13 protein-coding genes and 1 pseudogene are annotated in these 13,473 nt (G+C 37.8%); 1 reads left to right on the top strand and 13 read right to left on the bottom strand.

The annotated features are described in order from the left end of the window. The 6 genes and pseudogenes from I6N95_RS24910 to I6N95_RS24935 form a co-directional block, all read right to left on the bottom strand. A pseudogene (locus tag I6N95_RS24910) lies at positions 1-259 on the bottom strand (WxL domain-containing protein); the annotation flags it as partial. 69 nt (positions 260-328) lie between these two features. Beyond that, a complete protein-coding gene (locus I6N95_RS24915; RefSeq protein WP_209532590.1) occupies positions 329-1,105 on the bottom strand; it encodes a WxL domain-containing protein in 777 nt (258 codons plus the stop codon). Positions 1,106-1,174: 69 nt separating this feature from the next. After that, the gene (locus I6N95_RS24920; RefSeq protein WP_245249866.1) at positions 1,175-1,975 is read right to left on the bottom strand and encodes a WxL domain-containing protein; all 801 of its coding nucleotides are present in this window, start codon (positions 1,973-1,975) and stop codon (positions 1,175-1,177) included. Beyond that, on the bottom strand, positions 1,972-2,322 hold the full coding sequence (locus I6N95_RS24925; RefSeq protein ID WP_209532592.1) for an EF2685/EF0750 family sortase-dependent surface protein: 351 nt from the start codon (positions 2,320-2,322) through the stop codon (positions 1,972-1,974). The genes I6N95_RS24920 and I6N95_RS24925 overlap by 4 nt, the downstream gene beginning before the upstream one ends. A gap of 19 nt (positions 2,323-2,341) precedes the next feature. Then, positions 2,342-6,535: a WxL domain-containing protein gene (locus tag I6N95_RS27785; RefSeq protein WP_209532594.1), complete on the bottom strand. Its 4,194-nt coding sequence runs from the start codon at positions 6,533-6,535 to the stop codon at positions 2,342-2,344. A 383-nt stretch (positions 6,536-6,918) separates the two neighbouring features. Continuing rightward, positions 6,919-7,467, bottom strand: coding sequence for a recombinase family protein (locus I6N95_RS24935; protein ID WP_209532596.1), 549 nt, complete (start codon positions 7,465-7,467; stop codon positions 6,919-6,921). Positions 7,468-8,344: 877 nt separating this feature from the next. Between I6N95_RS24935 and I6N95_RS24940 the strand changes: the two genes are divergently transcribed. Then, complete coding sequence (locus tag I6N95_RS24940) at positions 8,345-8,488, top strand: hypothetical protein (protein WP_209532598.1); 144 nt, start codon at positions 8,345-8,347, stop codon at positions 8,486-8,488. Between the two features lie 306 nt (positions 8,489-8,794). Here I6N95_RS24940 and I6N95_RS24945 read toward each other — a convergent pair whose 3' ends face one another. From I6N95_RS24945 to I6N95_RS24975, 7 genes are all read right to left on the bottom strand, one after another. Next, the gene (locus I6N95_RS24945) at positions 8,795-8,947 is read right to left on the bottom strand and encodes a hypothetical protein (protein ID WP_209532600.1); all 153 of its coding nucleotides are present in this window, start codon (positions 8,945-8,947) and stop codon (positions 8,795-8,797) included. A gap of 73 nt (positions 8,948-9,020) precedes the next feature. Further along, positions 9,021-9,506: a universal stress protein gene (locus tag I6N95_RS24950; RefSeq protein ID WP_209532602.1), complete on the bottom strand. Its 486-nt coding sequence runs from the start codon at positions 9,504-9,506 to the stop codon at positions 9,021-9,023. Between the two features lie 74 nt (positions 9,507-9,580). Further along, positions 9,581-10,150 (bottom strand): DUF308 domain-containing protein, encoded by a 570-nt coding sequence (locus I6N95_RS24955; protein WP_209532604.1) that lies wholly within the window; start codon positions 10,148-10,150, stop codon positions 9,581-9,583. 98 nt (positions 10,151-10,248) lie between these two features. After that, on the bottom strand, positions 10,249-10,383 hold the full coding sequence (locus I6N95_RS27595) for a hypothetical protein (RefSeq protein ID WP_283809024.1): 135 nt from the start codon (positions 10,381-10,383) through the stop codon (positions 10,249-10,251). Between the two features lie 418 nt (positions 10,384-10,801). Beyond that, positions 10,802-11,344 (bottom strand): DUF308 domain-containing protein, encoded by a 543-nt coding sequence (locus I6N95_RS24965; RefSeq protein WP_209532606.1) that lies wholly within the window; start codon positions 11,342-11,344, stop codon positions 10,802-10,804. A gap of 63 nt (positions 11,345-11,407) precedes the next feature. After that, a complete protein-coding gene (locus tag I6N95_RS24970; protein WP_209532607.1) occupies positions 11,408-12,247 on the bottom strand; it encodes a YitT family protein in 840 nt (279 codons plus the stop codon). A gap of 35 nt (positions 12,248-12,282) precedes the next feature. Continuing rightward, positions 12,283-13,395, bottom strand: coding sequence for a M20/M25/M40 family metallo-hydrolase (locus I6N95_RS24975; RefSeq protein WP_209532609.1), 1,113 nt, complete (start codon positions 13,393-13,395; stop codon positions 12,283-12,285). Between the last annotated feature and the right edge of the window lie 78 nt (positions 13,396-13,473).

The raw sequence follows: 13,473 nt of genomic DNA on the forward strand, positions 1-13,473 counted from the left end.
TGGTAGTTTTTTCGATAATTAGTGAGCCTGTTGCTGGGTTTGTATTTTCATCTGGAGATCCTGGATCTGTTGGTGGCAATTTTGTGCCTGGTTCTTCCGGATCCGTTGTTTCTGTGTCAGGACCGCCTGCTCCTCCTTCAATAATCTTAACAGATCCATTTGATTTCAAATCTGTCGCCGCTGAAGCCGCTGTTGGTGCTAATGTCCCTAATGCTAATGTCGCTAATAATGCTGCTGCTGATAATGTTCTTAATTTCATGTGTAACTCCTCCTATATTGTGGTATCTATTTGATTAATTGATTACTCTGTTATCAACTTATCACTGGATTAAGGTGCTGCTTCAATAGTCCATGTAATCTCTGCATCGTATACGCCTTCGACCATATTCGATGCTGTTCCAGCTGGAATCTTCAGTTCAACTGATTCATCTTCTGTTCCTGGAGTCCCTATTGTTGAATCGTCACTTTGGCCGAATGACATAATGAAACGGCCTTTCCCTTCTTCTGCCGCTTGAGACGCTGTCACAACTGTTTTCTTATCTGTTGGTGCTTCCGATAATGTGAATCCTGTCGCCACATTCGATGGGATTAAATTGGTATTCGCTCCATCTGCTACAGCCAATCCATTAGAAAAACTAATCGTTGAGCCACCTAAAACATTACCACCACTTGTAAATTGTTTTGTTAATTGTGCATTAACTGTATAGCCAAAACTAGCTCCTGAACGAACGTCTGCCCATTGAACGTATGCTCCACGTTTCTTTGTGCCACCTTCAAAACTCATTGGTGTTGCATATTTTTCTTTAATATCATCTGCTGACGTTCCGACTTCTCCAAACTCCAAATTGGTAGTTTTTTCGATAATTAGTGAGCCTGTTGCTGGGTTTGTATTTTCATCTGGAGATCCTGGATCTGTTGGTGGCAATTTTGTGCCTGGTTCTTCCGGATCCGTTGTTTCTGTGTCAGGACCGCCTGCTCCTCCTTCAATAATCTTAACAGATCCATTTGATTTCAAATCTGTCGCCGCTGAAGCCGCTGTTGGTGCTAATGTCCCTAATGCTAATGTCGCTAATAATGCTGCTGCTGATAATGTTCTTAATTTCATGTGTAACTCCTCCTATATTGTGGTATCTATTTGATTAATTGATTACTCTGTTATCAACTTATCACTGGATTAAGGTGCTGATGACACAATCCATGTCAATTCGGTTCGGTAATCAACTGGATGTATTTTAGTGCTTTGTGGTACGAATAAAGAAATGGCTGAATTTTCATAGCTAGGTTTCCCCGTAAGTGTATCTATCACTGGTAAACCAGCCTTATCAAGAATGGGTGACAATGTCGTCGCTTGTTGGTTAGAATTTGTGCTAGATGCCCCAAATGCAACTGTCCAAACACCACTTCCTGCGCCATTATTGGCTCTGGCTAACTCATAGGTTGTTCCAATAGCAGTTAATTCAACAGTATCACGAGTAACCGTTGGAGCTTCACTTGAGCCACTACTATTCGCCCATGCTCCGTCTAATGATAAAACCGCTCCTCTTAGTTCTTGATCTGCCAATTTTTCTATACTTGCATTTCTAAATTGAAAATCTTGTTTAACTTGAATCGCCCAGCCGTTTGATCCTGCTCGTTGATCTGTAATTTGAATATAACTCCCTCTAGGCCCTGTCTCTCCAGTAAACTGTTGAGCCTGTGCATTAAATTTCCGATTATCTTTATCAATTCTTGCTTGACCAAAATTAAGAGTAGAAACAAAGTCAATTCGCAACTTCCCTTCTGTCGAAGGACCTTCTCCCGGATCAACCACTTCTTCTGGATTTTCTGGATCTACTGGTTTAGTAACGTCACTTCCAACCACGGTTACTGATCCACCCTGACCAAAACGATCCGGTTCTGCTGAAACTTCAGGGCTTAGCAGTAAAACGCCACCTGCTAAAATCCCTATCATAGTAAGTTGATGTATTTTCATCATTGATTACCTTTATCCTTTCTGCGCCTTCTTGAAACATAGAACACGCCGATTAGAAATAGTATCATCATGCCGTATATCCCGTACTGGTTCAAGAGGACTCCCAGACTAGGAATTTTGACAATTTTCTTAGGATCTCCTGATGGGGGCGTCTGACTTGGTTGTGTCCCTGATGAAGATGTACTTGAGTCTGTTGGCTCAGTAGATTCCTCATAAAACGTAATATTACCTCCTGTCGAGACCTGCCCTCCTATCCCTTCAGCACCATGCGTAATTCCACCTACTGCAACTATCATCAAACAGCCTGTTAAGAAACAGATCAATATCATGATTTTTTTGTATACTTTCATTTATCTCTCTCCTCCTAATTTAAGGCTGTCCTGCCATAAGTTGCCACGTAATTTCTCCTTCATAAGCACCTGTATAGACCTTATCATTTGAATTAACTTGCAACTTCAGACCATCGGATCCTGGATCAGTCCCCCAATTACTACTAATATCAAATGAACCTCCGGCTCCCCCCCCATTCAAATAGACTACCTGTGAAGAACTATTCAAAATTCGTTCTTGTCCGTTATTCACATACCTAAGAGCGTTTACCAATTCTCTACCATCATCATTAGTCATTGGTGTAGATAACGAGGCTGTTACATTCCAACCAGTAATATTCTCTTCTCGTGTATCTGATACAACTAACCCTTGATCAAATGTTGGATCTTCTACTCGTTTAGTAGTAGCCGTATAGATAATTGTGCCAAAATCTATTGTTTCTGGCGCTGAAACAAGCGTTAAACTTCCTATAACATTATTACCTGGAACCCCCACTTCATTTGACTCTACAGAAATTTCAACATGATTTGCATTTGGATTAACTGGCCCTGCTACAAATGGCGTTTCTTGTGGGGAGTAACCAGTTGCAGTTGCTCGATTCTTTATTTCATTATTAAACGCACCTTGCAAAACTGTTACTTTAAACGTGACAGTTACTGTTTCATTTGCCGCAATATCACCACCTTTAATAACCAATCTTCCTGTATTAACGTCAAAAGTGAAATCGTTGGCCGTAGCTGCTACACCATTAATACTGATACCATGTTCATTAGGATTAAACGCAACCTTATCTTGCGCTAAGATATCGCTTAATTCCACATTTCGCCAATCCTTGACGCCTTCTTTACTATTTCCAGCTACTAGTTTATACGTCAGAACATCGCCCACCCCCGTAACAGAACCACCACTTGACGTTACTGTTTTTACTAAGGTTGGAGCATCTGGCAAGACATCTGCTGTTACTTTTCTTTCAGCTGGGGCAAATCGATCGTCATTTCCACCAGTTACAGTATTGTTAATTGCATCATGATATCCTTCAAAACTATTGTATCCTGTAGGATTAACATTAAGATTTCCAAACGTTCCATCTGGAACATCGGTATAGGTCGTAGGTAAGTCAAATCCCGTTGTACTCGTTATCTCAGTTGTATCTTTCAAATAAGTATCAACAACATCAGCCTTTGTCAGGTAGTCTGGCAGATTAATTGTCCATTGATTATTTACAACAATTGTAGAAATTAGTGTATCTGATTCATCCTTTAACCACTCATTATTGACTTTTACAAAGACTTTAGCACCATTTTCATCACTTTCACCTGACAATTGTTTTGTTGAATTGTCAAGATCAATTATCGTCATGGCTTTATTAGGTGGGGTAACATCTATGGCAGTTACTTCCGTTGCAATATCTGTCGGAAGACTTACAATAGAATCAGGGCTATCAGCTGTTTCAGCCCCACGCCAGGCACTTAGCACTTGAACTTTTTGCCCCGATTGAATGAATTTACCTTCAGGGATATCAATTTTCACCATTCCTTTTTTATCTTCACCATAAACCGAAGTATTATCACCAATCGATTTCCCAACAGCTTCAAAATCAAGACTTCCATCAGCATGTCTCACAGCTACCCTTACAGTAACTTCATCTGTAAAGGCATCCCTATTTCCTTCTGAAATACCTTCAGGAACAGAGGCATGTAACCAGATATGCTTATCTGCATTTGTTGGGATACGTATATCATTAATTTGAGCTCGCTGATTATTTCCATTAATTCTACCTATACTTGCAATTGGATTAGCTGCTAAAAATGTAGCTAAACTTGGGGTAGTAGGAGAATTAATAGTCTGTAAGTTCTGTCCGCTTGCAGATACAGACACATTTGCAAAGCTAGCCTTAGGATTCACACTTAATACTGGTTTTACCCACATAGACATATGGTTTTCTAACGTATCAAAAGATGCAGCCTGATAAGACATAAATAATCTTCCAAAATCTGATCTAAGATTATTGGTATTCCACAAATCAAAGTATTTCATTTTTCCAAACGATAATTGCGTCCGATAAGATGTTATCAGTGCATTAGTTTCATATGGTTTTCCTCGTATCACAAGATAAGTATCGTCTCCAGCCATCATTTTGAGTGTATTTCTGACATTGCTTCCCACAAATGCTTGTCCATTATCAGCTGCAATATTAATGCTACTATTTTCATCTACAACATCAAAGACGTGAGTAACGTCCCCTGCACCAACTGAACTGCTTATGCTATAAGCCGCATTTTGGCCGAATACTCCAGTAACACTAGCTTTGTTATGAACAGATAGATTGGAGGCTTCACTGATATTAAAATTAGATGGCCCACCTTGAATATTTATTGTTGGGCTAATACCGGCTGAATCTGCCTTCAATATTGATCCCCCACGTATATTCACTTTAGTCCCTTCATTTGCATCAGCCTGACTACCACCCATGTTCAAATTGTAACCTGCTGCATCTGTTCCATCAGTCTTACTCAGTACAACTTTACTTTCTCCAGAAATATCTAATTCACCACTTCGACTACCTATGTCCAGTTGAGACGGAGATTTGGCTTGTGTTGTCTTAATGTATAATTCAGCTTTATTGCTCACTTTCACACGCGCATTCGGAGATGTAATTTTAATAACCCCACCATTATCATTACCATTGCTTAGTTGAGTTGATGCACTAAGCAAATTGACTATCGTATTTTCACCATCAATTTCCAATAAAAATCCGACACCTGCTAATGTATTAGTAGCCAGAGAACTAAACATTGTTGACACTCTATTTTTCATTGTAAAGTTTGTCCCATTGATTAATCTCAATTCACTTCCAAATGAACCAGCTCCATAGTCAAATGCCCTACCCGCTATATCGATATCAAAAGAACCATTATCTACTGTTACATTTGTCGAACGACCAAGAGAAAATAATGAAATATTCGTTGCTGTACTTTGACGAGCATAAAACTTGGTTCCGTTAAAAGTTATTTTAGATATCGGAGTTCCTGTACCTAAAACAGAAAAAACTGGTTGCGTTAAATTATTCTTTATCTCAATATCCGACTCGTCCCATTTAGAATCTACTTCCCCCCCAGACACTATAGGTCCATTAAGTACATCAGTTATAATATTTGACTGTTCAAAATTCGCAGTAGTAGTTGTTGCTACATTCGCAGCTTGCGCAACTCCTCCAAGATTAGTGATAGTTATCGGACTTCCTTTAAAAATTGCCTCAACTGGACTTGTTGCCGCTCCAGACCTAATAATACTTCCACTAGTCGTGCCTGTGAATGGACTATTTGTAAAGTTCCCGGTTATTCCAGCTCCAGCAGTATTAGTTGAAATCAGATGACCTGTAACATTCCCCACAGAAGTTACCGTATTTTCAAATTCAACGTTAGTAGAACTAGTCCCTAAATATAGTGATCTAGCATATATCATATTAAGAGTTGAATCTGAAACTTTCATTCTAGTCCCTACCGTCGCCGTAGCGGAGTTCCCAAAAAAATCTCCAGCAGTTGTTACATTTACCGTGCTATTACTGATATCAAACACTCCGTTTGGCTGGTTATTAGTATTGAAATTTGCAGCCAAATATGTGGGCCCAGTACCTGCTACATATTTGAAATCATCTTCTATGTAAACATTTTTGGCTTGAATCATCGGATTAACAACAGACCCACTATAAAAATCGACCCCCTCTGAAAAATAAATTGTCCCATAATTTAGAGTTGCCAGTCTTTTCACATTACCTGCTGTGTTAATAGTGGTTTTTTTAATATTCAAAATCCAATTCAAACCAGTCGCAGCAGCGTGAGTAATGACTGGTGCTGTTGCTGAGCTTCCAACAAATGCGATGTTGTAAATAGACAGCATGTTTGACCCATCTGGGGCAGCCAAATTAATCGAATAAGCCCCCATATTAATCGTTCTCTTGTTAGCTCCGGTCCCCCCATTAATTGTGACTGTTCTACCTGCTGCTGTGTACGTTCTATTCGCAGTTAAATCAGCCATAACATCAATCTGATCTACGGCTGAATCCCCCAGAGCTGTTTCAAATTCCCCCCATGTACTTACTTGCACTACATTTGTAGCAACGGGAATCTCTGGAGCAGAAGCCAAAACTGGTTGGCCCCAAAAAATCAGCATAACTATTCCTAAAAATAGTGCTCCTACCTTCGCTACACACGTTCTATCTCTAATATTCACTTTCACTTTCTCCTTCCATTCTATAAACTCTTGCAACTTACTTTAGCAAGTATGCTATATATCAAATGATTTTAACTTCGATAATCAAAATCATATTGATTTTTTTAACAACAATTACACATTTTTTTACTTCGTTTTTTAAACTAACATTTCCGAACCCCATCCCTTTATAAGTATCTCTTAATAGCAGCAATGGCAACTCTTTCACTAAAGATCAATACGCATTATTAGCAGTAATATTGAACAAGAACTCAAAAATGGCTGCTCTTTCAATTATTTTGGTGGAGAGTGTTACACAGATTATTAAACTCTAGCAGCATGACCATGAAAAGAAATTACCAATTAACTAATTTAGCTATTAAGTGCCAAAAATTGATCATCATTTAGGATTCAGTAATAGGGTAAGACCTAATATATTTATGCACACTTCCAAGTGAAACACCACAAATCGCTGAAATTTCTCTAAATGAATATTTTTGGTTATGCAGATCAAATATTTTGAGAACAACCTCTTCTGAAAGTCTTGGACGTCCTATAGTTTTCCCGGAGGCTCGTTGTTTTTCAATAGCAATTAATTGCTTAGCTCTCCTTTGCTCTTGATTAGATTTGACTACCAATTGATAGATCATAAAAAATTGTGGAACTTCTAATGTGTCTATTTTTTCTTTCAACACGAGCAATCTAATGTTTTTACTTTCAAGTTGATTTAGAATAACATTCATTTGATTCATATTAAATCCAAATGAAGATAACGACGTTACCACCATAGTATCACCTGGGGATAATACTGATATCATTTTTTCGATTTTTGAATCTTCAGTACTAATTTCTCTTTCGACAAAAATATTGTCACAAGGAACACTTTTTAGTAAAGAAAGGCACCTATTAACATCTGAAGTAAACGTTTCCCTGATATATCCGTAAACTGACATAACAGACCTCCTAATTCATTAAATTTGTACTACTTTGTATAATATGTGTTATGTAAACTAAAATTTATAAAATGGCTAAATAAAATAACAAATAAAAATCTATCAACCCCTTGGTATATATGAGAGATTTACTTGTTTTGAATTTAGCTGTCGTTAAATAAAATATTACTCGAGTCAAATAAGTAGACTAAATAAAATGTATCATGCTATAATCCCTTTAGAAAAGTGCGTAGAGTTTACATAACACATATTATACAAAGAAGAACCAACAAAAATCCCACCAATCATCATTAGATTTATGGTGGGGTTTTTTAATTGGTCATTTTTTTTCTTATTATCTCTTAATCTAATAAGATTTAGTATTCATTTTTTTCATATACTTGCGTGTAAAACTATTCTAAATTTACTATTTCATTAACAGTAACCATAATTCTCACATTGTTTATGAACCTAACTTCTCCGAAAGAGTTTGTTCTATCGTTCACAAAAATCAGATTAAACACATTCAGATGGTTGATATATTTAATCATGTAACTGATTAAATATATCACAAACATACGCGTTATTCCATAGATTTATGTACGAATTATGATTATTGAACCCAAGAAATAAAAAAAATAGAAACTTCTGATACCCTCCTGTAGGATAACGTCGACAAAAATCATTCGAACGGACATTATCATATGTCTCCTACTCAGCGTGGTTGACATAGTTACTCTAGCAATGAATATGCGTCCAAACAGGCATAACAACTGAAAAGTTTTTCTAACACGATTAGGCCCCTATGCACGTAAAAATAAAGTTGTTCAGGCTCTTAATGAGCTTGAAGAGATTAAAAATCATTTTTTTTATTGAAATATGATTTTGATGGATACTTATGAGGTTAGTCACGCGAATGCTGAATCAAGAAGAGTTAATTAATGACTTAGCAAGAGAATTATTTTTAGGTCAACACGGTAAATTTTTGCAGCGCGACATAGAGAAACAGCTTCACAGCGCCAGTACATCAAAGAACAACTAAAATAACTTATCATGAAACAATGCGAGGCAAGCTCAAGGTTTTTATTGAATGAATCATTTTACCAATTAATTTTTTTATGGAAGATATGCCAGGATATTCGATATAAAGTTTCCCTCCCATAGTCACTCTCTTAAATGACTGAACGATCATTATTAAGAAGAACGCAGTTTGGGTGTATCTATAAATTTATACCACCTCCTTTCCTTCACTTCTTATCAAAAAGATGCCTTTTCTTGGACGAACCCAAGAAAAGGCATCTTTTTTTCCACGTATAGTTCATGATTTTCAACACTCAGTTGAAATCACCTATTTTTTATCTGACCGTCTTTTTCTACTGCGTTCGTTGCTCTTCTTTACAATTTTTGTAGCTGCTACTGTAGAAACAACACCGCCACCAATTGCTTTGTCCGTCACCTTTTTTGCTGCTTTGTATTTTACAGCTGATCTAAGAATACTCACCGAGTTCACCTCATTTCTTTTATTAAAATAATCTCAATTATTACCAAATAGAGACTGCTAAAATACCTACTCACTATTCTTTAACAACTAAAACATTACATGTTGCATGTTGAATAACATACCCTGCGGTGGTACCCAAAATAGCACTTTTTATTTTTCCACGACCAGTGGCACCCATCACAATCAAATTTATTGATTTTTCCTTCGGAATATTTTCAGCTATTTCTACTTTATGATTCCCAGTTGTCACAATCGAAACTACCGTTGATATGCCTCTACGTCTAGCCTCTTCAGCTAATTTATTGACTGATTCCTCAACGCGCACTACCTCGCTCTTTACTACAGTCTGGAACAGTTGGATTGAGTCTAATGAATATGAATGCTGATCACTAAGTATTGTTGATGGCCCTATAAATTGTGACTGGTTATCCACTACTTCTAAGATGTAAAGGGCAACCTCTTGTTGTTCTAATGCAATTTCAAGTGCCTGTTCAAAAGCTAAGTAAGAATTTTTTGATCCATCTATGGCCACTAAAATATTCTTATACCTTGTTAACATATGATTAACCACCTTAATATTGTCTTATTTTGAAACAGATTATACTCACAGTAGTGCAGTGTTACCTAAGAAAATCACTTTGAGTTATTCGTAGGAACGTCTATTGTGACCGTCGCCATACTGAGCGCATATGTATTAATTATTCCAGCCACCCCCATTCCAATGAGGATTAGACCAAACATTCTAAACACCACACGAACACTCGAAAACGGATTAATAATTAATACTGTCCCTAGTAAAATAAGGATGCTGCTATAGACGATAAAACCTATTCCCCACTTTTTTTGAATGTGCATTAAGTCAAGTCCATCTTTTACTTGTATTAGGCCGCTTAAAAGAATCAATATCCCTAACACTGCCGGTAGGAAACTCATAATGGTTTCAGATAACATTAACATTATTGCCGCTATCACCAGATAAACTATCCCAATAAAGAATGAAAAACGGTACGGTTGCTCATTTTGACGTCCTTTCTCAGCTGAAAGTAAGTAAGTAACGCCTATCAAAATTGAATAAATGGCCAATACGTACTTTAGCCCTTTTAAGATGAATATTGGGTTTTCAACAATTAAAATCCCAAGAACCACATAGACGATTGATCTCACCACTAAATTCTCTTGCATATATTGGATGATTCTTCTCACACAAACACGCCTCCTTTCCATTCCCCCTGACAACTTTTTTTCATACTGAAAAGTTACATACAAATTGTTTCGAATTAATGACCGACTTACTTGTTGAACTAACTTTTTTTAGCGTGTGTTTCGACTTCTTTTTCCGTCTGAGCCGCTTCCTCTTCTGCAATTAATATTAATCCTGTTTCCCCTTCTGGAATATTAGATAAGGTCTCTTCAAAAATTGACAGTGCCTTCTTCATTTCTTTCACATCTTTTGAGCGACCAACCAAGCCTCCAGTAAAAAATCGATGAATTCCTTTAGCCGTAGTTGATGATTGGGTAAATGCTCTAACACTGTATTTGTTCCCCCTTAATTTGCCCTTCAGTATGCAGCCTCTTAATCTCCGAAAAGGCTTGAAACGCTTGGCTTCCTAGTTCAAACTTCATAATAATCACATCGTTACTCATGTTACCTCCTCCATTTTTTCATTTTGATTAACACTATTCAAAAGAATAGTTGGATATCCTTTACTAAAAAATACTGAACAGCTGCTAGTACTTATGACGATAACTTTTATCTGTTTTAGTGACTACCACTTAACGTGCGAAGGAGCCTTCCTCGTGTTCCAACGATCTTGTCTTCCCTTGACCACATCATCACCTGAGATAAATTAGTGATCACTGCTCCGTCAGAGTTTCGATTGGATCTTCTTTCGGTAATATGAAGGACAGAATCATATGATTCATCCCCATAAATATCAATTGAAATGCCACTGTCCAATAAAATATCGCAACAGCAAGTAGAGGGTCAAACAACGACTGAATCCCAAACCAGATAACAAGTCCATTCAATAAGATTGGCAGCCACTTTAGCTTACTTTCAGCTTTAAAAATAGCGACAGTGTTTAAAACGGCCATGACAATCATCAACCACACAATTGAGTAGATGACGATAACCGCACCACTTGCGGGATTTCGGAGAAAGAAGACCAAGCCGACACCACCGACTAACCCTCCTTCCAGAATACGAAGAAGCTTATAACCCAATCCTGATGTTCTGAACAATCCATCGACAGCGATCAGCACTCCTATGACGATCCAACTAACCCCAATTATTTGAAGAAATAGTTGACCTTGTTGTATCGGATTAATCATAAACAATATGCCAAGAATTAATAGAATAATCCCCTGTACAAAAAACTTAATTCGTTCTCTTTTCATTATGCCTTCTCCTTTATTTAATTGGTCTGAAACAAGTCTCGCTCATGACTATTTTCAACTCGATCACTCCAGGGGATGGTATGTAAAACCTAACCCATGGACTTCGGAAACATTATAAGCTATTACAAATGCATTCTTGTCCACTTGGTTGATACTATTGATGACAGTAGGATACTCATGATTACTCAAAATAATCAACAACATATCTTTCTCTCTCCCAGTATATCCGCCTGATACTGAAAATACCGTAATTCCTCGACTCACTTTTTCAAGTAGAGCATTTTTGATTTCTTCTGTGTGAGAATCGCTCATTATCATAACAGCTTTTCGACGCTTTAGCCCCGTTTCAATATACGTCATTACAATAGACGTAATCGCGATTGATAAGATAGCATACAAGAACTCCTCAAAACCAAATACATAGATACTAAACAGAACTATGACAGCGTCAGTTGCTAATAAACCGATCGAAGTACTTAAACCAACATACTTTTTTAAGATGAGTGGTGGAATAGTGGTGCCACCACTCGAAGCCCCAATTTTATATAAGGTGGCTACCCCAGCTGCAAAAATGCTACTCCCAATTATTACAGATAGCAAGCGGTCTTCTGTCGCCATAAACTCTGGGGTAATCGCTAACGCTATTGGAAATAGAATACTTCCAATGATTGTATTAACAAATATTTGTTTGCCTAAAAAGAAAAAGGTAAGGACTAACATAAATCCATTTAATATCAGTACCGTGAGCGCTCGATCAACACCCGTTACTTGTTCAACCAGAATCCCTATACCGCTAGCACCACCTGCAGCAATATGGTGAGGAGCCAAAAATAAGTTAATACTGATTCCAAGTAAGCTAATCGCGAGTACTATCAACGGTAATTTTCTTACAATGTCTTTCATCCATTATTCCTCTTTTCTGGTTGAATACTAGGTGATTAATCAATAACGGTGGCAACTATTTGACAAGTCATTTCCACAGCCTGCTCTAATTCATGTATCGGGATATACTCCGATACGGTGTGAATGTTTTCGTAACCAATCGATAAGTTGGCTGTTTCTTTCCCTTTTGCATTAAAGACGTTTGCGTCACTTCCTCCACCACTCACCGCGTGAATCGCTGAACAACCAATTGCCAAAAGAGCTTCAGTTGCAATCTTCACCGTCTGACTGTCCTCAGTCAATCGATAACCAAATGATTTTATATCCGTTGTTGTCGAAACTTCGCCGCCAAATTTTCTTGCCGCTTGTTCGAATTGTTCCACCATGTGTGCAACTTGTTGTTCACAGTCACTATGTGAGATAGCTCGCGCTTCAGCTGTGAGAGTGACATGGTCAGCCACAATATTTGTTGCCGTCCCACCATTAATGGTCCCAATGTTAGCAGTCATTTCCTCGTTTAGCCGACCTAGTGACATGGTTGAAATGGCTTGAGCCGCAATTTCTATTGCAGATACCCCTTTTTCAGGTTCTAGTCCTGCATGAGCTGTTTTCCCTATTATTGTCGCTTCTATCCCCATAAGTGTTGGACTCGCCACTGTAATGCTACCAACAGGACCACCATTATCCAAAACAAATCCAATATCAGCTTTCATGTGACCAACATCGAACGCGCTCGCTCCTACTAAGCCAATTTCTTCTCCTGGTGATAAAATGAACTCTAAAACCCCATGAGGCAGTTGTTTCTCTTTTAATCGTTCAATTAATTCAATTATAATAGCTATGCCGGCTTTATCATCTGCAGCCAGGATCGTTGTCCCATCTGAATAAACTTTTCCGTCCCTAATGACTGGTTTGATGCCATTTCCTGGTGCGACTGTGTCAACATGACAAGAGAAGAAGAGTGGGATCGCTGGAACATTCCCTCGTAACCGACATAAAATATTATTAGCACCTAGTCCTGTCTGAGCCATTGTCTCATCCTCAATGACCTCTAAACCTAACCCTTTAAACTTGTCTATAAGAAACTGTTGAAAGGGGCCTTCGTATCTCGATTCTGAATCAATTTTCACTAATTCAATAAATGTATTGACTAATCTTTCTTTACTCATATAAATAACCTCCAGAAATTTTTAAGTGATGGTAAAATAGTCATGGTAACTGCTTGACCAAAGCATCGTAGTGCTTTA

It is taken from the genome of Vagococcus allomyrinae, assembly GCF_017829975.1.
Taxonomy (GTDB): Bacteria; Bacillota; Bacilli; order Lactobacillales; family Vagococcaceae; genus Vagococcus_D; species Vagococcus_D allomyrinae.